A 24,059-nucleotide genomic window follows, 5' to 3' on the forward strand; every position below is an offset into this window, starting at 1 on the left:
GCTGGTGTCATATCCAGCGCAGGCCCTATCGGTTTAGACCCATCCAAACAAGAGAAAGCCCGCCTTTAGCGGATCAGAGCGCGCAAAATATCCTGCAAGCCGTCCTCATCGACACGTTTGGCAGCCTGATTGAGCGAAAACCATTGCCGCTTGCGCTGATGTTGTTCGGGAAAGGTCTTGGAGGTGTTGTCGACCCGGAGGTGATAGACCAGAACATCGGTCGGCACGCTCAGCCCGCCATCAAGGCGTTTGTCATAGCGAAAACTGCCGATCGGGTCAGACGAGATGTGCCCTTTTACGCCCGCTTCCTCCCAGGCCTCTTGACGCGCCGCCCCTGAAAGCGAGCGACCCCGCATCGGCCAGCCCTTGGGCATGACCCAGCGCCCGGTATCGCGCGAGGTGATCAGCATCACCTGCACTTTGCCATCGCGCAGCCGCGTACACAGCGCGCCCACCTGCAAGGAGGCGGGGCGGTGGCCCAAGATCTCTTTGGCCATTTGTTTGGCCCATTTTATACTTTGTATTGCCAAGGTGGTGTTCCATCGAGCATATGTTGTGCGAGAACGCATGCACGCTCTATATAGGCGATTTGTCGCGGGTCGTCACCTGCTGCGCGGCTCACGATCCAGCCAGCTGATGCGAACGCCCGCAATGCCACAAAAAGCGGCAGTAAACCTGCTTGATCATCGGCCAATGCGCGCTGACTGCGATATCCGGCCACCAACCCCTCGGCTTGTGCGGCCCAAAGCGGGTCGCCCCACCCCTGAACCAAGGCAGTTGCCAAGTCGTAAAGGCGATATCCCGGCCCGCAATCGTCAAAGTCTATCAGCGCAAGTCCGTGATGTGTGGCCAGCACGTTCTCTCGTAGGATATCGGCATGGATCGGGCCAAAATCAAGCGCCGTAGCTAGTTGGTCGCGGGCCTGCGCGCGCGCCTTTTGCAGCAGTGTCGCTTGTGTGGGGCTCAGGGCGGGATGCTCCCAAAAGCGGCCCCATTGCGGATGATCGCCCAGCAAACCCTCGCCATCCCAAGCGTGGCGCGCAAAGTCTTTCGGCGGCGCGGCGTCGCTGGCATTGTGGAGCTGTGCGATCAGTGCGCCCAGCGCCTCGGCCTGCATGTGGACCTGCGCCGCGGCAGGCCCAAGCGGTTGATCCCCCGAACCAATCGGCCCCCCGTCAAGCCACTGCACGCAAGAGGCCACGCGATTGCCCGCGCCGCCCGTCAGCCGGCCGTTGATACCACGTATTGGGCGCGGCACGGCCAGCCCCTGCGCGCTGAGCGCTTCGCACCAGCGCAGCTCGGCCTCGATGCCCGCGCGGCCTTGATACCCGGGGCGGTGCAGGCGCAACGCGACGTGTCGGCCATCCTTCAAATGCGCCTCAAAGACGATGTTTTCGCGGATATTCACAAGGCGGGGTGGGGTCGCCGTTTGGCCCCAAGTGAACAGCGCGGTTTGCGCCATCGCCATCGCTTTGCGTTCGGACATCATGCGGGGATCACGGCGAAACTGGCGTTCAGTTGGTCGATCAGAAAATCGACATCTTGGCGCGAAAAAACCAAGGGTGGGCGGATTTTCAGGATGTGCTGGGCGCGCCCGACACGGCCCATCAGGACATGGCGGTTGCGCATTGCCTCGACGATCTGCCCGGCCTCATGGCTGGCGGGTTGCCCCTCGCGCGCCAGTTCAATCGCGGCGAACAGACCAAGACCGCGCGTGTCCGCAATCAGCGGGTGATCAAGGCTTTGCAGTCCCTGCAGCAGATAGCCCCCGATTTCGGCGGCGTTTTGTTGTAGCCCTTCATCGTCGATCACCTGCAGCACCGCCATTGCCGCAGCACAGGACACCGGATTGCCGCCAAAGGTGTTGAAATAGCCAAAGGCCTCGCGGAAGGCGGCCATCACTTCGGGTCGCGCGACCACGCCAGCCACCGGGTGACCATTGCCCATCGGCTTGCCCAAGGTGGCCACATCGGGCGCAAACCCCAGCCAGTCATGGCCCCAGAAATGGCTGCCGATGCGTCCGAAACCGGGCTGGACCTCATCGGAGATGATCAAGCCACCCGCCGCGCGGATCACCGCGACGGTTGGATCGAGGAAACCGGGGGCGACGCCGGGCATCCCCTCATTGGCGAAAATCGGACAGAGCATGAATCCGGCGAAGCCATGCCCTGAGGCTTCTAGCTCGGCGATGGCTTGCGCGACATTGGCGGCGAAGGCTTGCGGCTGCGCGTCCGGACTGCCCCCGAGCGGCGCAAGGCTGTCGGGTGCAGGCACCCGGCGGATGTGATCGGGCCAGCCCCCGATTGGCGGACGCCGGGTGGAGAGATGCGCGACCGCCGTGGTGTTGCCGTGATAGGTGTTGTCGGTGGCGATAAAGCCGCGCTTGCCGGTCGCCGCTTGGGCCATGCGCAGCGCCACGTCATTGGCCTCCGATCCGGTGCAGGTCATCAACAGCTGATCCAACCCGTGATCCAGCCGCGCCACCAAGGCTTCGCCGTAATCGAGAATTCCCTCGTGGAGATAGCGCGTGTGGGTGTTGAGCGTCGCGGCCTGATCGGCAATTGCGCGCACCACGCGCGGGTGGCAATGCCCGACATGGGCGACGTTGTTATAGGCGTCGAGATAGCGCTGCCCGTTTGCGTCCCACAGATAGGCGCCCGCGCCGCGCGTGATATGCACGGGCTGCTCATAGAAGGTCGGCACATTGGGGCCTAGCAAGCGCGCGCGCCGGGCGATCAGGTCATTCTCCATCATCTACCTTCCCGCGCATCGCCTTGACCTCACCGCGGATGGTTTTCGCCTTGAGACGGCGGCGTTGACTGCCTTTGGTGGGCTTGGTGGCGATCCGGCGCTTGGGCCGCTCGCAAGCTTTGCGGATCAACTCGGCCAGCCGCTCACGCGCGATCTCGCGGTTGCGGGCCTGAGATCGCGTGTCTTGAACCTGCAACAGCAGCGCGCCCTCCAGCGTCCATTTGCGCCCCGCAAGACGTTTGAGGCGCGATTTGACGGCGGGGGGAAGATTGGGCGACCGCTCGGCCTCAAAGCGCAATTCGACGGCGGTTGAGACCTTGTTCACATTCTGCCCACCCGGCCCTTGGGCGCGGGTAAAGCTCTCGACAAGCTCCCAATCCTCGATGGTGATTTGATCGTTTATTCGCAACATGCCGCCAAGCTAGCGCGTGCAGAGGAAAACGAAAGCCCCCTTTGCATTTGCATAAATATCCCGAGGGAGGCTGTGCAGGAGACGGGGCAGCGCCGCCTGTCAGCGGGCGGTCATTGTCGAGACACAGGTAAGGTCTGATATCCAAGTCACTTTGGCGGCCCCGCAGATCAATTTCTAGCTGAAGTAGACATCACTTGCGTTGATGCCATTGGCCCAGACGCCCTGCAGAAGGACTTCGCCTCCGTCCCATTCCAGCCAAACACCCCGAGGTGCATTGGTGACCGAGAGTGCGGCGAAATTCTTTTCGATGGTATCGAACAGAAGATGATCTACGCCCGGCTCAAAATCGGTGATCTCATTGCGCCCGGACAGGGAGTCAAATGCAAAAATGTCGGCATCAGCGCCCCCGGTCAAAAGGTCAAATCCCCGCCCTCCCTCAAGCCAATCTGCGCCGGTGCCGCCGAAAAGGACGTCATTGTTGAACCCGCCAAACAGCGTGTCATTCCCCGCGTCGCCGTACAGAAAATCTCCGCCAAAACCGCCCGAAATCAGATCATCGCCGCCCTCGCCATGGGCTAAATCGCTGCCCGAGTTCGCCCAGATCGTATCTTGTCCCTCGCCGCCCCAAATCGTGTCGCGGCCTAGCCAGCCGCCTTGAGAAAAGCCGCGAAACAGGTCGTCACCGTCTTCCAGCCATACAAGATCAGGCCCAGAACCGCCATTGACGGTATCATTGCCAGCGCCGCCGAATATCGTATCGCCCATAGCGCCACCGTGGATCCAATCATCGCCCAGGCCGCCGTCGATATAGTCGCTGCCGTATTGACCTTCGAGCGAGTCGTTTCCGAGCCCCCCGAACAGCGTGTCGCGCATATTCCCGCCCAGCAGCCAATCATCATCTGCGCCGCCATCGAGCCAATCGTTGTTCTGGCCGCCCTCCAGAACATCTCGCCCGTCCTCACCTTCAAGGCGATCATTGCCATACGCGCCATAGAGAGAGTCATTGCCGTCGCCGCCCATCAAAAGGTCGTTTTGCGATCCGCCATGCATCCAATCATTGCCGAGACCTCCATAGAGCAGGTCAACACCATCTTGGCCTTCAAGGCGATCATCGCCATCCGACCCGTAAAGAGTATCCGCGCCGTGCCCACCGAGCAGCGTGTCGTTGTGCATCCCGCCATCAAGCCAGTCATTGTCATCGCTGCCATCGATAAAATCGGCCCCGGCGTTGCCTTCGATCAGGTCCGCGCCGGCATTGCCATGCAGGATATCATTGCCGTCATTCCCCCGAAGCGTATCGTTGCTTTCTGTGCCAAACAGGCTGTCGCCGCCCGGGCCGCCAATGAACGTGTGGCTGTTGTCTTGCGCGGGTTCGTCGGGGGCAGGGTCGTCAGGGCTCACACTCGCCGCGACCATCGGGGGGCGGTTGGCATTCCAGCTGATGGCGCCAAAAATCTGATCGGCGGTCAAGGTCTTGCCGTTGGCGCTGTGCAATTCGGTCTCTTCTCCGCCGCGGAAGGACAAGACCGCGCCCCAGGATTTCTCTGTAACGCTCAGGCGGCTTGCCTCATAAAGCATTGGAATTGCGGTAAGGTCTAGGCGATCGACCGCCGCATCGAAATCGGTGATGACATCGCGTTTTTCGTCAGCGCGCAGCACGAACAGATCGGCTCCACTGCCCCCGCTAAGCGTATCTTGCCCTTCGCCGTCGAGCAGAATGTCGGCGCCAGCCCCTCCACGAAGGTCGCTATTGCCAGCGCCAGCGATCAGCATGTCATCCTTGGTGGTCCCGTTCAGTAGCCCGCTTTCGGTGCTAAGCACTGCGCCTTGATCGGCGAGCGAGACGGCAAGGCGGCTGAGCCCTGCCGACTTGTCCGAACTGACAAGGATATCCAGTTCGTCGTCGCGAACGAGCGTTGTGAGCGCCGTAATATTTTCGAGCCCGGATTGCAGGCTGTCGGCCAAGCTGTCGAGATGGATCAGTTGGCCTTGCGGGGTAAGCGTGAACAGGCTGAGACCAGCATCGCCGCCGCCAGCCAGCACATAGGTCCAATCCCCGACCTGTGTGCTGGTCAGGCTATGCGTGCGGCCAAATCGGGTGTCCAGCGTGTCGATCAGGTGATCCGTCACACTCAGCGACCCGTCCTCATGCAACTCAAGCGCGCTCAAGGCGCCGCCCGCGCCATTATCGGCAGAGCTTGCGACAAGGATGTAGCAATGCCCGCCGACCTCGACCGTGGTCATGCCTGTCGGATTTGCAAGCAAGCCCAGACCTGAAGCCGTGCCGAGAGAGCCGCCAGCGCTTAGCGCGCCGGTATCATTTTCGATGCAGAATGCGCTGACTCCCTGTTCGGTGCCCGAAAGGGTCAGCAGATATTCCTGCCCTGAAACACGCACCGTCGTCATCGCAACCGGGCTTTGCAGATAAAGACTGTCGGTGTCGGCATACGAGGTGCCTGCGACATACCCATTCTGCGCGGTTGGCGCGAAACATTGCAACATCGCCGACGCGTTCATCGTATAGACGAACCCATCCTGCGCGACGGCCATAACGGGGCCTGTCAGACTAGCGGAGTCGGGCAAGCCAATCGTCGTCGACGCTCCGATTTGACCATCGGAGCTGACCGAAAAGCCAAATGTGCCGTCCTGCGCGGTGCAGCCCAGAACCGCAACCATCGTGCCGCCCTCTGGTTCCAGCAGGAGCGAACCGCCCGTGACGCTATATGACATCGAGGTGTTGTAGGTGACGCTGTCGATCAGATCCGCTTCCGCAAGCCCCTCGTTCAAGCGAAAGCTTAGCACCCCGCCAGCCGGACCGTTCACCGCCAGAACTACCGGCCCAAGCGTCGTGTCGAGAACTAGCATGGACCGGATATCAACTGCCAAATCGCCCCAAGACGCGCCGATTTGTGATCGGAATTCGAGACTCAACATCCCCGTTCACCCCAGTTTCTTACCCCGAGACAGGTTTAGGCTTCGTTTGGGGAGGTTTTGGGGAGGGCAATCAGGCGAAACTGTGGATAACGCTCCAAATTTGAGCGGAAATTGCGATAAAGATGCTAAGTTTCACGGTGTTACCTCTCGCGCATGAGGGCTTCGTGCTGTTCGATGGCTTCGTCGAGATCGTCGAAATAGAGAAGTTTGCCGCGATCAAGCAGGATTCCCGCATCGCAGAAATCCCGCAATTCACGCATGTTATGTGTCACCATGATGGCGCTGCTTTCTTGCATCCGATCACGGAAAACGAGGCGGCTTTTATTGCGAAAGCGCGAATCCCCGACGGCGGTCACTTCATCGACCAGATAGGTGTCAAACCGGATGCCCATCGAAGTGCCAAAGGTCAAACGCGACTTCATCCCCGAGGAATAGGTGCGCACCGGCATGTAGAAATGTTTGCCCAGTTCGGCAAAATCTTCGACGAACGCGATCAGGCTATCGGTATCCACACCGTAAATCCGCGCCACAAAGCGCACATTCTGCGCGCCTGTCAGGGCTGGATGAAAGGAGCCACCAAAGGCCACCGGCCAGGAAATCGATCCGTCCGAGACGACGCGCCCGGAATCAGGGGGCAAAATACCCGCGATGATCTGGATCAGCGTCGATTTTCCCGCACCATTGCGCCCCAGCAGCCCAAGTGATTTTCCGGTGGGCAAGGTCAGGTCGAGTTTGTCGATCACTGTCTTGTATTCACCAGCAACCCAGAAGCCCTTTGAGAGGTTCTCAAACCGGATCATGCCAACTCAACCTCGGTCGCGGATCGAATAATAGATCAAGACGACGATCCCCCAGCTGAGCAGCAAAAACAGCGCAGCCAGGCCAAAAATCATGCTGCGTTGTGGGTATTCGGGAGAATCCGCAAGGGTTGGTGTGATGAAGGTTGCCAGATATCGAGTCTGTCGTTGGGCGCTGTCATAGGCGGAATCGCGCGCGGTCAAGGCCGCACGGTAAACTTGCTCTGCGAATTCCCGATCAACCGTCAGCCCTTCGAATTCGGACATGAGTGCTGGATAGTCTTTGCCTGTGCCCGGGACGACCGTGGTGGCGAGGTTCTTGCGTTCCGTTGCGATGCGCTCGCGGATGGCTTGGATGCGGCGCTTGGCTTGGGTGACGCGCGGGTCGTCCTCGCTTGTCGATGCGGCCAGTTGATCGAGGGCGACGAGCTCTTGGGCGAGCTGTTGCTGAAGGTTGTTGGTCACGCCCATCCGGCCCTGAATGTCGGCCTGCAGGTCGACAATCTGGGTGCGCGTGCGGAATTCCGTCAATTTTTCGCGGGCTTCGCGTAGCTGTTTTTGCGCTTTCACGAGGTCGTTGTCAGCATAGCGAATGGCGTCATCACGGGCGACATCGTTCAGCCCGTTCACCATTTTCGTGCTTTCAGCGACAATTTGCTGTGCGATTTTCTGCGCCATGTCGGGGGTAAACGTGTGCACATCAACTTGCAGCAAGCCGCTGCCTTGACTGTAGGTCACGCGCACGACCCGCCCCCAATACCAATGCAGATCTTCGGCGGTAGCGTTGGGCCACAGCGCATAGACCGGGTCGCTTTTCCAATGGGCCGAAAAATACTGCCGAAGATGGAGCTTTTTGTCGACCTCAAGGGCGAGGTTCTGGCTACGGATGAACTGATACAGCACATCGGAATCGGGCGAGGACGAGACACCGGTAAATTTCGCCAATCCACCCAGAATATCCGAAGAGCTTTGTTCGGAGGCTTGGCGCACCGAAAACCCCGTCGTTGAGCCGTAGCGATCATCCGCCACGATCCACAGATAGAATCCCACGAGGAAAAGCGGCATGACAACAATGGCGACAAAGCTGGCCAGCACGCCCCAGTGGCGTTTGCGCATCCGCGCCGCCTTTGCCAGAGGGCGAGTCTTAACGACCTTTTCCGCGGGTTTTCCGCCGGGCTTTCCTTGTGGTCCGCGGGCTGCCTGCTTCTGACCTTGAGGACCGGGCGCTGGCGCTTCGTGCTCGGGCGTTGCGCCGATATTGTTGTCGCCTGTCAAATTTTTTACCCCAAGAACGTAGTTTGCAATTGTTACCAAGACTAACATAATACGTTTCGAGACCACCAATGCAAAGGCGACTCTCTTTGTCCTCTTCCCCTATCCGACCGCCCGCTTTGCCCGGACGTGGATTGTCGCAACGGTTTCGCATGTCGCGCACCGTTGCAGCCCTAATTCTGCGGGAAATGTCAACGCGCTACGGGCGTTCGCCCGGTGGCTACGTCTGGGCAGTTATTGAGCCTTTGGGGTCTATTTTCTTGATGAGCCTCGGCTTTTCTTTGCTGGTGCGCTCGCCACCGATTGGCAATAGCTTCATCTTGTTCTTTGCCACGGGCTTTGTCCCATTTGTCTTTTATCAGACGATCTCGAACGCGATCGCGCGCGCATTTCGGTTCTCAGGGGCGCTTTTGTCTTACCCCGTCGTCACTTGGGTTGATGCGATTGTGGCGCGCTTGTTGCTCAACAGTTTGACGCAGATTCTCGTGTCCTATCTGATCATGGGCGTCATCCTGTTCATGCAATCTGACCCAATCACGCTCGACTTTAGACCGATCGTGGAAGCTATGGCGTTGTCGCTGTTTTTCGGTTTGGCGATCGGCACTTTGAATTGTGCGCTGATGGGGTTGATACAGGTGTGGGATCAGGTCTGGTCGATCATATCCCGGCCACTTTTCCTCGCCTCTGGTGTGATATTTCTCTATGAATCGCTGCCGGCAATTGCACAAAATATCTTGTGGTATAATCCGCTGATGCACATCCTGGGGATCATGCGTATGGGGTTTTATCCCGGCTATGACGCCGACTATGTGTCGGTTCCCTATGTGATTGGCGTTAGCTTGGTGTTGCTGTTTTTGGGCGTCATGCTGCTTGGCCGCTATCATCGTCAAATCTTGGCATCGTGACGGATCGCACCAGACGATTTGGCGTCAGGTGAGAAGCTCGTAGTCCTTGATCAGATTCCCATAGCGGACACGCAAAGTTGCGTCGAAATCAGCGACGCTGAGCGTCAGCGCAGACCCAAAGAGCGCGCGCGCTTCTGTGGCGGGATCACAGTCCAAGTCGAGTAGCCCATCTGCCGCAGCCAATTTTGCAAGAACGGCCGGCTCAAGTTTGATGAGCCCAATCAGCCGATTCAGCGCCGCCTTGTCGCCGCGACTTTCATACAGCGCGTTGAGTTGGCGCGACCGTGCCGCTGTGCGTTTGGTGAATACGCCTTTCTTGTCCGCCTCAAGAAGCGGGGCATAATCGAGATAAAAGCGCAGCAGTTTGAGCTGCCAGTGTAGCGACGTCATGCCGTCGAAATGGACCAACCAGCTTTCAGGCAGAAACGGCCCCGGCTTTAGCGAGCCCTCGCGTCTCATCGCCTCTTCTTGTGCACCATCGCGCGGCACGGGAAAGTGGATACGGATGCGCAGATCAGCCTGCCCAGTGCGAACGAAGGACTTGCCGATGACATGGCCGGTCAAGCCGCGCGTGGTCATCTCAGCAAGGTCCCCATAGATTTCGCGGATCAAAGCTGGATGGGGCGGCAACATTTTGCGGATCCGCCCATCAAACAAACCGACCTGCGGCTGATCGGCCTCAAAGATCCGCTCGGCCATTTGTGGTCGGCAAAACGCGATCTCTGCGGGCACCTCGGACAGCGCGTGCGCGACCTCCGTTTTTGAGACAAGAAATTCATCGGCATCGCAGAAAAAGAACCAATCGGTGGTGCATTGCGCATAGCCGCGATTGGCATTTTTGATTTGGCGCATGAGATGTCCTGGCGGGCGCTTGCCGTTTGTCTCAAGCCAATATTTTTCGGTGCAAAGAGTCAGCCGCACACCATCAATCTTTGACAGCATCTCGACGGTCGTGTCATCAGGGGCATCGAGAAACAGATGCACCTCCTGAGCGCCCAAAGCGAGGTAGTGCGCGGCAAAGGCACATAGCAGTTCAGGCGGTTCTGCGACGGTGGAACAGACTGACCAGCTGGCCATGGCGTAACTCCTTTGGTGCCCGTAGATAAGGCGCAACCTGACGGATTTGCGAGCCTGTTTATCGCTTCTCAGCCCAAGCTAAAATCGTTTTATGTGCAACATTGGTGCGTCGCAAAAGACCGTCGCGCAGTGCGCGCCCAATCAAAGCCAGAAACAGCAATCGCTCGCCTTGGTGGTGGCGTGCCTTGGTCAGCCATTTCGGCACAATGACCAAAAGCACTGGCCAAAATAGCCAACCCGCCGCCATCCGATACAGCAGCAACAGGTTGCGATGGTAATAATAGGCCTTCCAGAGCGGGTGAAAACGGCCGCGTTGGGAGCTCGCAAATGTTGAACAATCATGCTCAAAACGCAGGTCAGGCGCAAAGGCGATCCGGCCGCCCTTCATCGACAACCCAAGCGTATACAGCCCGTCATCGCCATATAGAAACAGCCCGGGATCGGGCAGCCCGGCCAGGGCAAGACCCTTGCGCGAGATAAAGAAGCCCACAAAAGACGTGACGTCGATGTTAAGGGAATCCGTGCCTTCGTAAGCCTCGGGCGTTACATGAAACCCGTCGCGCCCCTGCAGCAGCGTGCGCCAGAATGCGCGCCCGTTTGAGAACGGATTGCGCGAGGGGCGGTTCATTTCACAAATCCGGCCATCGGGAAAATAGACCGCTGCGGCGAGCGCATCCCATTGCGACAAATCGCGGGTGTGAAACGCACTCAACGCGCCCGGCTCCGGGCGGGCATCATCGTCCATCACGACCATCCAATCGGGATCAAAACGATCCCGCGCCAAGGCCATGCCGCCCGCAAATCCTCCGGCACCGCCAAGATTGGTTTCGCTGCGCGACACCACAAGTCGCGGGTCGTGTTGCGATGCCAGCCAAGCCGCGCTGCCATCATTTGAGGCGTTGTCAAAGACGATGACGGCCTGCAAATCCTCGGCCGCGCTGTGCAGCAGGCGCGACAGGGTCACCTTGAGCTGAGGCAGCCGATTGTAGGTCACGACCACGGCCACCAAACGGCTCGCCGGGCGACCTTGGCTGTCGCTTGCGTTGCCGCTTGTGTCCAAATAGCCATTCCTTCGCTTGGCCGTCCCAAAAGGCATTTCTGCCCCTAAGTCTCAGAGATCAGGCGTTTCAGATAGGTACCATAGCTGTTTTTGCCAAATTGATTGGCACGTTTTATGAGGTCGTCAGCGCTGATCCAGCCATTCGAAAAGGCAATCTCATCGGGGCTGCCGCTTTGCAAACCCTGGCGCTGCTCAAGCGTGCGCACGAAATTCCCTGCATCCAGCAGGCTGGCATGGGTGCCGGTATCGAGCCAAGCATAGCCGCGCCCCATTTGTTTGACGGACAAAGCGCCGTCGGCAAGATACATCTCAAGAAGCGAGGCGATTTCGAGTTCACCGCGCGCCGATGGGGTCACGTCTCGGGCGCGCCGTGATGCGGTTTCATCTAAGAAATAAAGCCCCGTGACCGCGTAGTTTGATGGCGGCATAGCGGGTTTCTCGACAATCGCGCGCACTTGACCGCTCGCGTCGAAATCCACCACGCCGTAGCGCTCTGGGTCGGAGACGTGATAGCCAAAAACGGTGCCGCCAACCGCCGCGCGATCGGCCTCTTGTAGCAAGATCGGCAGACCATGGCCGAAAAAGATATTGTCGCCCAGCACCATTGCCGAAGGCGCGCCACCCAGAAAATCCTCGGCGAGAATATAGGCCTGCGCAAGGCCATCCGGGGTGGGTTGCGTGATGTAGTCCAGCGAGATGCCCCACTGGCTGCCATCTCCCAGCGTGCGGCGAAATTGGTCTTGATCGACGGGGGTTGTGATGATCGCGATCTCACGGATGCCCGACAGCATCAACGTGGTCAGCGGGTAATAAATCATCGGTTTGTCATAGATCGGGAGCAGTTGTTTGGATACGCCGATGGTGATCGGATATAGCCGCGTGCCCGTGCCACCCGCCAGAATTATGCCTTTGCGTTGGGTCATCGCGCCGCCTCCAGATCGCTGAGAATACGTGCCAACCCGGCGCGCCAATCGGGGGCTTCGATCCCGAAATCCTGCCGTAGCCGCGTGCAATCGAGCCGCGAATTGCGTGGGCGTGCGGCGGGGGTCGGGTAGTCTTGGCTGGCAATGCCGGTGACGGTCACGTCGCGATGGGCCTGCGCGAAAATCTCACACGCAAAGTCTTTCCAACTGACCCAAGGCGCGCCGCCGTAATGATACAGCCCGCCCCCTTGACCCGCGCCAATCGGCGCCGCGATGCGCAGCAATGTTGCGGCGATATCGGCTGCCGGGGTTGGCCCGCCAATTTGGTCATCCACAATGGTAAGCGCGTCGCGGGTCTGCGACAGGCGCAGCATCGTCTTGACGAAGTTATTGCCATGAGACGACACAACCCAGCTGGTGCGCAAAATTGCGTAGCGTCCGCCCGCTTGGGCAATGCCCTGCTCGCCTGCCAACTTCGAGCGGCCATAGGCGTTCAGCGGGGCCACGCGATCATCGACCTGCCAGGGCGCATCGCCCGAGCCATCAAAAACGTAATCGGTTGAGATATGCAGAAACGGGATGCCTTTGGCGGCGCAGGCCTGCGCCATCGCGCTGGGGGAAGCAGCGTTGATCACGGTGGCCAAGGCCTCTTCGTCTTCGGCGCGATCAACAGCGGTGTAGGCGGCGGCATTGATCACGCAAGTGGCGTCGCTGTCGCGGATCGCTTGGGCGCAGGCTGCCGGATCGCTGAGATCAGCGGCGTCGCGGCCCAATGCGACAACCTCGGCTTGGCGCTGCAATTCGCATGCGACCTGACCGGTTTTGCCAAACACAAGGATCATGCCTTGACCCCAAGCCGCTGGCCCACGCCCGTGCGGGTTTGCAGTGCGCGCCACCAATCTTCGTGATCGAGATACCACTGCACGGTCTTCTCAAGCCCCTGTTGAACGCTCACACTGGGCCGCCAACCCAGTTCCGTGCGAATACGCGTGGGATCAATCGCATAGCGCGCATCATGCCCGGGGCGGTCGGTGACAAAGGTGATCTGATCTGCATAGGAACCGCTGGGCTTTGGTTTTTTCTGATCGAGAATGGCGCACAGCGTTTTGACCAAGTCGAGGTTTGAACACTCGTTTTCGCCGCCGATATTGTAGCTGCGCCCCGAAACGCCCTTTTCGAGCACCAGCAACAAAGCATCGGCGTGATCCTCGACATAAAGCCAGTCGCGGATATTAGAGCCATCGCCATAGATCGGCAGTTTGGCCCCCGCCAAGGCGTTGAGGATGATCACCGGGATCAGCTTTTCGGGGAAATGGAACGGGCCATAATTGTTTGAGCAATTGCTGAGCACGACGGGCAGGCCATAGGTTTCGTGCCAGGCGCGCACCAGATGATCCGAGCTTGCCTTTGAGGCCGAATAGGGCGAGCGCGGATCATAGGGGGTTGTCTCGGTGAATTTGACACTCGGATCATTGGGCAAAGAGCCAAACACCTCATCCGTCGAGATGTGATGAAAGCGGAAAGTGGCGGGCTTGCCTTGATCGGACCAGTAGCGGCGCGCGGCCTCGAGCATGTTGAACGTGCCGGTGATATTGGTCTCGATGAAATCGCCCGGCCCGTCGATGGAACGATCAACATGGCTCTCGGCGGCCAAATGCATCACCGCATCGGGGCGGTGCTGGGAAAACACCCGATCCAGGGACGCGCGGTCGCGGATATCGACGTGCTCAAAGGCGTAGCGGTCGCTGCCCGAAACGTTGGCGACGTTCTCAAGGCAGGCCGCATAGGTCAGCGCGTCAAGATTGATGACATGATGACCGCGCGCCACTGCAAGCCGCACAACCGCGGATCCGATAAATCCTGCCCCGCCGGTGACCAAAAGCTTCATGATCCACCATCCCAAATGAACGGGCTGTCGAGATCAGCGAACCGGCCTGCCTCGGCATCTTTTTGCGACAATACGGGTTCCACGCCCTCAGCGAGCGCCCAGTCAATGGCGACGTCAGGATCGTTCCAGCGGATCGTCCCTTCGCTTTGGGGCGCGTAATAGTCGGTGCATTTATAAATGATCTCGGTGCTTGGTTCGCGGGTGATGAACCCATGCGCAAATCCGGCGGGGATCAGCAATTGCCGCCCATTCTCAAAGCTGAGTTCAGTCCCAAACCACTGACCGTAAGTCGGGCTGCCCTTGCGGATATCAACCGCCACATCCCACAACCGCCCGCGCCCACATCGCACCAGTTTATCCTGCGCGTGAGGCGGCGCTTGAAAATGCAGACCGCGGATTGTGCCCACGGCTTGCGATAGCGAATGATTGTCTTGCACGAAATCGAAATTGAGCTGGTTTTGCGCAAAAGACCTTGCACTAAAGGTTTCGCAGAAAAACCCGCGAGCGTCGCCAAAACGCTTGGGGGTTAAGACAAGGACGCCCGCGAGGGGAGTTTGTTCTATAAGCACGCGGGCCTCTCGTTGCGCCAGATCGGATGGGGGCAAAATGGTCTAGAATGAACAAGATTGCCAGTAGCGAAACGCGTATCAGCGGTCGGTATGGGGCCTGCGGGTGCCTTGCCCCGCCAAGACGAGGCCGCACTTGCTGCGAAAGAGGTTGCTAGCGCGCTTTGCCAATGTTGATTTCACTTGGCCTGCTCAATTCACCACGAATTCGGCGTGCAAGGCACCTGCAGCGTTGATGCTTTTGAGAATGTCGATCATATCGCGCGGACTGACCCCAAGCGCATTCAGTCCGGCTACCACTTGCGACAATGTGCTACCTTCGGTCACTTCAGCCATGCGGATGCCGGGTTCTTCGGTGATCGTAGCTTTTGAGCGCGGCACAACCACGGTTTCCCCTTCTGAAAAGGGGTTTGGTTGAACGACGATCGGGCTTTCTTCGACCTTAAGTGTCAGGTTTCCTTGGCTGACCGCGACGCGCGAAATACGTACATCTTGGCCCATAACAATGGTGCCAGAGCGTTGATCAACGACCACGCGGGCGCGTTGTTCTGGCTCGACTCCAAGATTCTCGATTTGGCCAATAGCGTGCGCAACCGAGCGCGCGCGGGTGGATTTGATATCAAGTGCGACTGTCCCACCATCAAGCATCTCGGCCACGCGCCGCCCGAATTCAAGATTGATGACGGCTTCAATCCGGCTCGCCGTGGTGAAGTCAGGGGCGCGCAGAGCCAAACGTACGACGCTCAAATCATTGATCGCAAAATCGATTTCACGCTCTACGCGGCCGCCGGCTGGGATGTTTCCAGAGGTCGGAACACCTTGGGTCACCTTTGCGCCAGCACCTTCAGCCACCGTACCGCCCGCAATAATCGTCCCTTGCGAGACAACGTAGATTTCGCCATCGGCTGCCTTGAGGGGAGTCATCACTAAGGTCCCGCCCAACAGACTTTTAGCGTCACCGATGGCTGAGACTGTGACATCGATTTGGCTGCCTGCGCGCGAAAAGGGGGGCATTGTCGCGGTGACCAAGACGGCGGCGACGTTTTTCGGCCGAAACTGTTCGCCGGTAACGTTAACGCCCAGCCGTTCAAGCATGTTTGACATGATCTCTTCGGTGAAAGGCGCGTTACGCAACCCATCGCCCGTGCCATTGAGGCCTACAACTAGGCCATAGCCGACCAGATCGTTGCCGCGCACTCCGTCAAATTCGACAAGATCCTTGATCCGGATCGGTGTGGCTGCGGACAGCGTTGGCAAGAGGGCTAGGCACAGCGCGAAGAGGAGCTTCAGCATTACAGGTAATCCGCCAGAGACAGCCGCGACAGTCGCGACGTCAACGTATAAAGAGTTTCAAGCTGAGTGTTGACGGCCTCAAGGGCGGTCGCGCTTTCGTAGGGATCCGCTGAAATCAAATCGTTTCGCGCTAGCTTTAGGGCCGTGCTTTCGGCTTGGTTGCGGGTCTGGGTATCGGCGATTTTGCCTTGTTTTGCGCCGATGTCAGCCGCCAGCGCTGTCAGGCGGGAATTGCCCGAAAGAATTCGTTCGCCCGACGCAGTCGCCAAGGTTGAGCGGGCCTGTTGATCCCCAGCGAACAACCCATCTGCCATCAGCGAAGCGATCGCAAATCCCTTGAGCGCGTCGCGAATGCGCGGATCAGAGGCAGAGCTATCGATCGACGTTGTTTCACCATCCGCAATGCGAAAGGTCAGGCCAAGGCTATCGTCGCCGCGATAGGCCGTGTCGACAAAACCGCCCCCGCCCGCAGGGGCAGCGAACCAATCGTCAATTATGGTGAGCGCATCATCGGCTGATATCGCCCCTGCAATCTCGGTTTTCAAAGCTGCCAGGATATCTGCGGGGTCGGCCAAAGGCGCGGTATCTGTCGCCGCGCCCGAAAATACATAGCGGCCTGCCACGTTGGTATTGAGCGCAGAAATGATGGTGCTAAATTTCTGCGCAGCGTCGGTAACGGAAACATCAAGCAACGTCGGGCTGAAATTTGTTGCGGCAGACATCAATGTGGTGCCGACATCATCTGACAGGGATTGGATCACACCCAGCGTCTGTTGCATCGTATCCGTCGTAAGGGCCGCTTCGGTCGAGACAACCTTGTAGCTGTCCATCATCGACAAGCTGCGGTTGAGGCCGGACAGCGACGTGAAATCACCGGCGACAGCGGCACCGATATCTTGTTTGACGCCGCTGACGACCTCATGCGTGAGCTGTGACAGAGTGGTCTTGAGTTGCGTGTTGTGTTGGCGCAGTTGAAAGCTTTGGGCCATGTCGCCGATGGAAACGTAGTTCATGTTACATCTCCAGAAGGGTTTGAATGAGGGTGTCGACAGTCTGCATCACTTTCGCATTGGCCGCATAACTGCGTTCCACTTGCAAAAGGGTCTGCAGTTCTTGATCGGTATCCACTCCATCGGCGAGCACCAGGTCATTGAGCGTTTGATGACGCGCTGACGCGAAGCTTTCCGTTGTTTCTGCATTTTGCCGCTTGGTTGAAAACTCTGATATCAGATTGGCCGCAAGGCTGGACGCGCTGTGTTTTGAGGCACCGAAGTCACCAGAGGCGGGTGTCGTTTGCGCTGTCAGCGCATCGGTAAGTGCCGACAGAGTCTGCGAATTTCCGACCGAGCCCGCGCTGGTCGCGCCAAGACCGTCACGCAAATGCCAAAGCGCTCCGCCTTGATCGGGGTCGGCGATCGCGTTGATGGAAATGCGGCCTGACAGCCCAAGTTCATCGGTGATATCAAGCGCCCCACCAGCATCGGTGAACAGCCCCGGATCTCCAGCGTTCAATGTTGGGTCGATCGCGGGGTCGGAAAACCGTTCGATCAAGTTGCGAGCATAGGCGTCAAGTTGGATTTGCGCCTGTGGGGCCAGCTCATCTCGGATCACGAACAACGCGCCAAGTGAGCCGCCACCCATCAGCCGATCCTCACCCGTAGCGATCTGCGTGCCGTTGATCGTCAGGCCAGAAAGGGCTCCGGAGCCCTGCGTCATGTCCGGGGTAATCACGCCCACGGGCTCAAACCCGATTTTGGCCGGATTGCCTTCAAGTAAAACCGCGCCACCCGTCGTGACGAGGCTGATCTGTTGATTGTCGCGCGCCACTTGGCGCACGGGCACGATCGTGGAGACTTGATCTACCAAGACCTGACGCTGATCCAGCAAGGCGCTGATATCGTGACCCGAAGTGCGATCGGAGAGGATAGAGGCGTTGAGCGTGTCAATCTGCCCCAGCGTTTCATTCAGACGGTCAACTTGAGAGGCGATCGACTGATCGGCCGTCATGCGCGCGCGCTGGATGTTGTCGCTGGTCTCGTTGAGATGGGTTGTTATCGCTTTTGCGGCATCCAGGACGGCTGTCAAACGCGGTTCGCTGTCAGGACGGCTCGCGGCCGCGACCAGAGTTGCCTCAAGGTTAGACATCTGCGTGGAGAGCGAGCCTGCCTCTTCGGGGTTCCCCAGCCAACCTTCCATCTGCGAGAAGAAATCTGTTCGCATACTGGCATTCTGGGCGCTGGCATCGGCCAATCGACGGTCTTGCAGCACCGTTTCATTGACCGCGCGATTGATGCCGGTCACCGCGACGCCCGCACCGCGGGTGCCGAGAATTTGCGAGGTTAATTGCACCTCGCGCCGGGCATAGCCTTCGGTCATTGCATTGGCGGTATTGGAGGCCACGACCTCTGCCATCCGCGATGCTGCAGTGAGCCCGGACAAAGCGTTGGATAGAGCGAGCGTAATACTCATCATGGCCTCCTATTTGTAATCCGATCCGGATCAGCGTTTGATGTTCGTCGTCTCTTGCAGCATTTCATCCACGGTCTGGATGACCTTTGCGTTCGAAGAATAGGCGCGCTGCGTCTGAATGAGGTTGGTAAGCTCTTGCGCGACATCGACTGCCGAGCCCTCGCGTGCGTAACCCTCGATCGAGCCGGTCGGGCCATCACCTGCGTCCCATAGGAAAAACGAGCCAGAGGTGGGGGAGACTTTGAACGTCTGATTGTCGAGCGAGGTCAAACCATTCTGATTGGGAACATCGACCAGCGGAATTTGATAGACGGTGCGAATGAAGCCTGTGTCATAGGTCGCCTTGAGATAGCCATTCTCGTCGATCTCAACGGCGGTCAGATTGCCCACGGGTGAGCCGTCTTTGTTGATCGCGGTCGGTGCGAAGCTGTCGGAGAGTTGGGTCAGCCCGTTGGTGTCCCCGATCTTGCCAATGGTCATTTCCATCGGGCCGCCCGCGACTGTAAGGGCAAGTTTACCCGTTGCGGCGTCATACGCCCCCCCGGACACGGGTGTGACCGTGGCCAGCGTGCCGCCCGACCCGCGGCTGTCATCGAAGGTCAGGGTATATTCGCCGATAATGCTTTCATCGATGGCAGTCGCGATATCATCGACCGTTGCCGAATCTCGGATCACCATCGTCCATTCATTTGAAACGCCGGTTGCGGGGATGCTTGGTGTGAAGCTGATATCAAGCGTCTCTGATGTGCCGAGGTTGCCGAAATACTCAACCGAGAGGGGCAAGGTTTCGCCCGCAGCGCCAGCCTCGGTATCGACGGCTGGCAGGTTCACACCCAGATTCATCTTGGTGGTCGGGTCGCCTGCGGTCTGGTTGGCATTGACGACGACAGGTTCCAGACCTGAGGTGGTATCGCGTGGCAGGACTGGAATGGTGCCATCCGCATTGGCGGGCCAGCCCAGGAGAACAAGGCCAGATTCCGTCTTGAGCGTGCCTTCGGCATCGGTGCGAAACGCCCCGGTTGTCGTCAAAAGCAGTGGCGGCTCACCAGAGAAGGCTTCGATCGCGACCGAGGTTGCAACCGGCAACATGCCGCGCCCCGAAACCGCGATATCTAGCGCGTTCGAAGTGCCCACGAGGGCGCCATGCTCTTCGATCAGGCGATTGGTGGACGCGCGAACGCCGCCCGCAGAATAGGATCCTGCGCCACGCGATTCGTTTATCACCATGCTTTCAAACTCTGCGACGGCCCGCTTGTATCCGTACGTGCCAGAGTTCGCGATGTTGTCTGAGATGGTAGCAAGCCGGGTGGCATTGGCTGCCAGCCCGGCTACGCCAGCGTTCAACGAAGAGGAAATGGACATTTAGGGCGCCTTTCTGCTGCGGTGTCCGAATTGCAGCTAGATTGGCGCGCTTTGGTTTAAGATCGTCCTAACATCTCAAATTTTTCTCTTTTCTCCTCAGAGTCGGTTGCGGAGCAAGATGATCTCAAGCCGGTTATTGCGTAGATCCATCGGTTTTTTGACGCTTGGCTTGCGATCAGCATATCCGGTGACGCGTTGAATACGTGTTTTGTCGAAATCCGCCGCTTCCAGCAGTTCGCGCATCGATTGAGCGCGCGCAGATGACAGCTCCCAGACGGGGTCAAGCTTGAGCATTTGCGGATAGGACCGCGTATACCCGTTTATCGCAATGTGGTTTTTCACCAGCCCAAAGACACGCGTTATCATCTTGGCGAGGTCACGTGTCAGTGGTTCGGGCGTGGCGCTATCGCCGATAAAGAGCGGCTCACCGGGCAGGTCGAAGAATTCTACAATCAGGCCCTCATCGGTCACCTTGGTGACGATATGGCGCGCGAGTTGTTCAGAAACCATCGATTCACCGCCAACGCCCATTAGGGCCTTTTCGATGTTTTTAGCAGCCTGATCGAACTTTGCCTTATCGGCGTCAGCTTTGTCTTCGGCAGAGTTCTGACCTTTGGCCTGATGCTCCGCCGTTGGTTTTTGTTGCATCGCTCCACTGCCGGTTTGCGCGATCTGATCCTCGGAAAAGACCGACTCGCCGCCAAAGGCACCGTCGCCACCACCGGAAATCCGGTTGATTGGAATCGTTGGATTAAAGTAATCCGCAATCCCTTTGCGTTGTTTTTCAGTCGTTGCGTTCAAAAGCCACATCAACAGAAAGAAGGCCATCATGGCGGTCACGAAATCAGCATAGGCCACTTTCCACGCCCCACCGTGGTGCCCACCGCCGCTAACGACCTTCTTGCGTTTGATGATGACTGGAGCCGCTGTATCGCGCGCGCCCATCACACCACCTCATATTCACCCGAGGGAAGATTTAGCAGAGCGGGTTTAACGCTCGGTTTACAGATAAAATGCGCGCTATCTTGGCGAGCCCTTGTCGTGGCGTGGGCAATCGTTAGATTTAGCACATGACGGCACCCTTTTATCCACATGACCATGACCTGAGCGGGCTGATTGCCTGTCCGCGCTGTGATGTCTTGCATCGCAGTGAGGAACTGGCCGATGGCCAAAGGGCGAAATGCACGCGCTGTGGCACCGTGCTGATGTGGCCGCGTAAAAACGCATTCCTCCACGTCGTTTCGCTGTCGTTCACCGGGATGATCCTGATGATTGGGGCGATCTTTTTCCCGTTTCTGGAAATATCGACGCGCGGCTTGTCGCATGAAAGTTCGATTTTCGGAGTGGCGATGGCGTTTTCGGATGGGTTTCTTGCGCCGCTGGCCTTTGCCGTTCTGACGATGATCGTGGCCTTGCCGATCTTTCGTTTTGTCGCCTTGATCTATACCTTGTGGCCACTGGCCAACGGTCGCCCTGCTTATCGCCATGCCGCGACGACTTTCAGGTTGGTCCAGGAGCTCCAGCCCTGGGCGATGGCCGAGATCTTTATTATTGGAACGGCGGTGGCTCTGGTAAAGATCGGCGGGCTTGCAACCGTGTCTTTGGGTCCGGCTTTTTGGGCGTTTTGCGTTTTGATCATCGTGATCGCGCTGAAGAACAGTTTTGTCAGCGATTGGACGATATGGAACGCGATAGGACGCAAATGAACGCATTGACGGCAACCGATGCCGGGTTGGTGGGCTGCACCCGTTGCGGTCGTGTCTGGCCCAAGGACGAGGGGCATTGCGCGCGCTGCGGGGCGCATTTGCAGGCAGTGGACCGACACAGGCTGCAGGCCGTGTGGGCGTGGTGGATCGCGGGAATGATTTTCTACATCCCGGCCAATCTTTTGCCGATGCTGGTCACGACGACGCTGGGAAATGCGCAGAAGAATACGATTGTGGGGGGCGCGATCGAGCTATGGAAACACCATAATTACGGCGTTGCGATGATCATCTTTGGCGCGTCGATCATGATCCCGGTTGGTAAGTTCATTGCGGTGGCCTATCTCGCGGTTTCGGTTGGCAATGAAAGCCGGCAGGGCGGGAAACCCCATTTGCATATGCTTGAAGTGGTGGAATTCATCGGGCGCTGGTCGATGATCGACGTGTTCGTCGTGGCGATCCTCTCGGCACTGGTGCAGCTTGGCTTTGTCGCCTCAATTCATCCCGGCCCGGCGGCCGCGTCTTTTGCGCTGTCTGTTGCATTCACAATGCTTTCCGCCCAAAGCTTCGACCCGCGTCTGATTTGGCGCGGCCCTGACAGAGAGAGAAAATGACCGACACGCCCGAACCCGGCCCGGCCAAGCTTGATATCTCCAAAGCCCCGCGTCCGATCTGGACCCGGCTTTCGGTGGTTTGGATCGTGCCCCTGCTGGCGCTGGCCATTACACTTGGGGTCGCGTGGAAAAGCTATTCCGATCGTGGCGCGCTGATACATATCGACTTCAAGGATGCCACCGGGGTCGAGATCGGCACACCCTTGAAGTTCCGCGAAGTCGAGGTGGGCAAGGTAGAATCCGTTGGGTTTACCTCTGATTTGACGCAGGTGCGTCTTGGGGTGCGCGTCGATAAGGATGTTTCGCCCTTCATCGACAATCAGACAAAGTTCTGGCTGGTGCGCCCCGAAGTGTCGGCTCGCGGGATCTCGAATCTCGGGACCGTGCTGTCAGGCACCTATATCGAGGGGTTCTGGAATAACACGCCGAACGGCTATCAAGATCAGTTCAAGGGGCTGGAGGCACCGCCGATTTCCCCCGATCCAAGCAAGGGCATCAGCATTGAGCTTAGCTCAAAGGATGCGGGTGGGATCGTTGATGGAGCGCCGATCTTGTATCGTGGGATCACGGTGGGGCATTTGCAAAACCTGCGCCTTGATAAAGATGGCTCGGGCGTGATCGTCGATGCTTTTATCGAAAAGCCCTATAGCGATCTGCTATCAACGCAGACGCGGTTTTGGAACACGTCAGGGTTTTCGGTGAAATTTGACACGTCAGGGCTGAGCCTTGATGTGCGCTCGCTTGCGACCTTGGTGCAGGGCGGGGTTGAATTTGATACCTTTACCAGCGGCGGGGGCATTGTCGATAACGGGCAATCTTTCCGTCTGTTTGATAGTAAAGGCTCGGCTGAGAACTCGATCTTCCAATCCGATCAGATTGATCCGCCGCGCTATTCCTTGTTGTTTGACGACCCGGTGCAGGGGCTTTCGGTTGGCTCCAAGGTGCAATTCCGCGGTGTTGAGGCGGGCGAAGTGACTGGCCTTGCCATCAAGGTGCATGAGGACTCGGCGGGCCAGCGGTTTGCCCAGCAACAGGTGACGATTGCGCTTTCGCCTGATCGTTTGGGGCTGGCGCGTGACACTGATGCCGAACAGGTGTCGCAATTCCTCGAAGGTCAGATTGAAAATGGCCTGCGCGCGCGCATTGCCTCAACCGGATTGTTGGGCGGGACGATGGTGGTCGAGTTGACCGATGTCGCCGATCAACCCAAAGAGACGATGAATCTTGATGCGAAACCCTATCCAACCATCCCGACTGCGCCGACATCAGAGAACGATATTACGAAATCTGCCAAAGGGGTGTTCAAGCGCATTGAGGGTCTGCCGATCGAAGATTTGATGAACTCGGCCATTCGCACGATGGATTCGATCTCGGCAGTTGCCGAGAATGAGAACACGCGCAAAGTGCCCGGGGAATTGTCGGGTCTGCTGGAACAATTGCGCACCTTCACCGCCGATCTGAACAAACAGGGCGCGGCGGATAAGACGGTGGCGGCGTTGGATCGTGTGACCGAGGCGGCGTCCTCGGTGCTCGAGGAGATTTCTGGCCTCGATAAAACGCTTGCCTCTGCGGATAAGGCCGCGACGGCGATCGCGGATATGCCGCTGGGCGATATTGGCAATAAGCTTGATACGATCCTTGCCGATATCAACGGCCTGTTGAACAAGCCGGGCACGCAGGATCTGCCGCAATCGCTCAACAACACGCTCGAACAGACGGCGGCGATTCTGGAACAGCTGCGCAAGGCTGGCGCGGCGGAGAAGTTGAACGAGACGTTGGATGCGACGCAACAGGCGGCGGGGTCCATCTCGAAGGCGGCAGATCGCTTGCCCGAGTTGACGCAACAGTTGCAGGATCTTGTCGGCCAAGCGCGCGCATTGGTGGCGACGTATGGACAGGGTTCGAACTTCTCGAACGAGACGAGTAATATGCTGCGCGAACTGCGCCGCTCGATTGCCAATATTGGCGCGGTGGCGCGGATGATCGAACGCAACCCGCGCGCCTTTATTCTTGGCCGCTGATTGGAGATGCCG

22 protein-coding genes are annotated in these 24,059 nt (G+C 58.4%); 4 read left to right on the forward strand and 18 right to left on the reverse strand.

All coding sequences use genetic code 11. The features are described 5' to 3' along the window. Nucleotides 1-65: 65 nt before the first annotated feature. The 7 genes from QZ571_RS10825 to QZ571_RS10855 form a co-directional block, all read right to left on the reverse strand. Nucleotides 66-497 (reverse strand): NUDIX hydrolase, encoded by a 432-nt coding sequence (locus tag QZ571_RS10825; RefSeq protein WP_295534381.1) that lies wholly within the window; start codon nt 495-497, stop codon nt 66-68. A gap of 14 nt (nt 498-511) precedes the next feature. After that, complete coding sequence (locus QZ571_RS10830; RefSeq protein ID WP_295534384.1) at nt 512-1,489, reverse strand: phosphotransferase; 978 nt, start codon at nt 1,487-1,489, stop codon at nt 512-514. Further along, nucleotides 1,486-2,754: an aminotransferase class III-fold pyridoxal phosphate-dependent enzyme gene (locus QZ571_RS10835; protein ID WP_366929952.1), complete on the reverse strand. Its 1,269-nt coding sequence runs from the start codon at nt 2,752-2,754 to the stop codon at nt 1,486-1,488. Before QZ571_RS10835 ends, QZ571_RS10830 begins: the two co-directional genes overlap by 4 nt. Further along, complete coding sequence (arfB, locus tag QZ571_RS10840; RefSeq protein ID WP_295534388.1) at nt 2,741-3,163, reverse strand: alternative ribosome rescue aminoacyl-tRNA hydrolase ArfB; 423 nt, start codon at nt 3,161-3,163, stop codon at nt 2,741-2,743. Before arfB ends, QZ571_RS10835 begins: the two co-directional genes overlap by 14 nt. 174 nt (nt 3,164-3,337) lie before the next feature. After that, nucleotides 3,338-6,097: a hypothetical protein gene (locus QZ571_RS10845; protein ID WP_295534391.1), complete on the reverse strand. Its 2,760-nt coding sequence runs from the start codon at nt 6,095-6,097 to the stop codon at nt 3,338-3,340. A 140-nt stretch (nt 6,098-6,237) separates the two neighbouring features. After that, the gene (locus QZ571_RS10850; RefSeq protein WP_295534394.1) at nt 6,238-6,897 is read right to left on the reverse strand and encodes an ABC transporter ATP-binding protein; all 660 of its coding nucleotides are present in this window, start codon (nt 6,895-6,897) and stop codon (nt 6,238-6,240) included. A 6-nt stretch (nt 6,898-6,903) separates the two neighbouring features. After that, nucleotides 6,904-8,010 (reverse strand): sugar transporter, encoded by a 1,107-nt coding sequence (locus QZ571_RS10855; protein ID WP_295534397.1) that lies wholly within the window; start codon nt 8,008-8,010, stop codon nt 6,904-6,906. Nucleotides 8,011-8,318: 308 nt separating this feature from the next. Between QZ571_RS10855 and QZ571_RS10860 the strand changes: the two genes are divergently transcribed. Next, nucleotides 8,319-9,071: an ABC transporter permease gene (locus QZ571_RS10860; RefSeq protein ID WP_295534399.1), complete on the forward strand. Its 753-nt coding sequence runs from the start codon at nt 8,319-8,321 to the stop codon at nt 9,069-9,071. 24 nt (nt 9,072-9,095) lie between these two features. Here the strand turns inward: QZ571_RS10860 and QZ571_RS10865 are convergent, their stop codons facing one another. The 11 genes from QZ571_RS10865 to QZ571_RS10915 all read right to left on the reverse strand — a co-directional run bounded on the left by QZ571_RS10865 (nt 9,096) and on the right by QZ571_RS10915 (nt 20,654). Next, nucleotides 9,096-10,148, reverse strand: coding sequence for a glycosyltransferase family 2 protein (locus tag QZ571_RS10865; RefSeq protein WP_295534401.1), 1,053 nt, complete (start codon nt 10,146-10,148; stop codon nt 9,096-9,098). Between the two features lie 58 nt (nt 10,149-10,206). Further along, nucleotides 10,207-11,244: a glycosyltransferase gene (locus QZ571_RS10870; RefSeq protein WP_295534404.1), complete on the reverse strand. Its 1,038-nt coding sequence runs from the start codon at nt 11,242-11,244 to the stop codon at nt 10,207-10,209. 8 nt (nt 11,245-11,252) lie between these two features. Next, complete coding sequence (gene rfbA, locus QZ571_RS10875; RefSeq protein WP_295534405.1) at nt 11,253-12,131, reverse strand: glucose-1-phosphate thymidylyltransferase RfbA; 879 nt, start codon at nt 12,129-12,131, stop codon at nt 11,253-11,255. Beyond that, nucleotides 12,128-12,973: a dTDP-4-dehydrorhamnose reductase gene (gene rfbD / locus QZ571_RS10880; RefSeq protein ID WP_295534407.1), complete on the reverse strand. Its 846-nt coding sequence runs from the start codon at nt 12,971-12,973 to the stop codon at nt 12,128-12,130. Before rfbD ends, rfbA begins: the two co-directional genes overlap by 4 nt. After that, on the reverse strand, nt 12,970-14,019 hold the full coding sequence (gene rfbB / locus QZ571_RS10885; protein WP_295534409.1) for a dTDP-glucose 4,6-dehydratase: 1,050 nt from the start codon (nt 14,017-14,019) through the stop codon (nt 12,970-12,972). Before rfbB ends, rfbD begins: the two co-directional genes overlap by 4 nt. Beyond that, complete coding sequence (gene rfbC / locus QZ571_RS10890; protein ID WP_295534411.1) at nt 14,016-14,588, reverse strand: dTDP-4-dehydrorhamnose 3,5-epimerase; 573 nt, start codon at nt 14,586-14,588, stop codon at nt 14,016-14,018. The genes rfbB and rfbC overlap by 4 nt, the downstream gene beginning before the upstream one ends. 189 nt (nt 14,589-14,777) lie before the next feature. Further along, a complete protein-coding gene (locus QZ571_RS10895) occupies nt 14,778-15,878 on the reverse strand; it encodes a flagellar basal body P-ring protein FlgI (protein ID WP_295534413.1) in 1,101 nt (366 codons plus the stop codon). Then, nucleotides 15,878-16,891, reverse strand: a complete 1,014-nt coding sequence (locus QZ571_RS10900; RefSeq protein ID WP_295534416.1) for a flagellin — start codon at nt 16,889-16,891, stop codon at nt 15,878-15,880. The genes QZ571_RS10895 and QZ571_RS10900 overlap by 1 nt, the downstream gene beginning before the upstream one ends. Before the next feature lies 1 nt (nt 16,892). Next, nucleotides 16,893-18,347 (reverse strand): flagellar hook-associated protein FlgK, encoded by a 1,455-nt coding sequence (flgK, locus tag QZ571_RS10905; protein WP_295534419.1) that lies wholly within the window; start codon nt 18,345-18,347, stop codon nt 16,893-16,895. A gap of 30 nt (nt 18,348-18,377) precedes the next feature. Beyond that, on the reverse strand, nt 18,378-19,709 hold the full coding sequence (locus QZ571_RS10910) for a flagellar hook protein FlgE (protein ID WP_295534422.1): 1,332 nt from the start codon (nt 19,707-19,709) through the stop codon (nt 18,378-18,380). A 96-nt stretch (nt 19,710-19,805) separates the two neighbouring features. Continuing rightward, entirely contained in the window at nt 19,806-20,654 is an 849-nt protein-coding gene (locus QZ571_RS10915; protein ID WP_295534425.1) for a flagellar motor protein MotB, read from the reverse strand. A gap of 125 nt (nt 20,655-20,779) precedes the next feature. On the opposite strand from QZ571_RS10915, the gene QZ571_RS10920 reads away from it, so the two are divergent. The 3 genes from QZ571_RS10920 to QZ571_RS10930 are packed head-to-tail and all read left to right on the forward strand — an operon-like array spanning nt 20,780 to nt 24,047. Continuing rightward, entirely contained in the window at nt 20,780-21,415 is a 636-nt protein-coding gene (locus QZ571_RS10920) for a paraquat-inducible protein A (RefSeq protein WP_295534428.1), read from the forward strand. Next, complete coding sequence (locus QZ571_RS10925) at nt 21,412-22,026, forward strand: paraquat-inducible protein A (RefSeq protein WP_295534432.1); 615 nt, start codon at nt 21,412-21,414, stop codon at nt 22,024-22,026. Before QZ571_RS10920 ends, QZ571_RS10925 begins: the two co-directional genes overlap by 4 nt. Then, a complete protein-coding gene (locus QZ571_RS10930) occupies nt 22,023-24,047 on the forward strand; it encodes an MlaD family protein (protein WP_295534435.1) in 2,025 nt (674 codons plus the stop codon). Before QZ571_RS10925 ends, QZ571_RS10930 begins: the two co-directional genes overlap by 4 nt. Nucleotides 24,048-24,059: the final 12 nt, after the last annotated feature.

This window comes from uncultured Thioclava sp. (genome assembly GCF_913064665.1).
GTDB lineage: Bacteria > Pseudomonadota > Alphaproteobacteria > Rhodobacterales > Rhodobacteraceae > Thioclava > Thioclava arctica.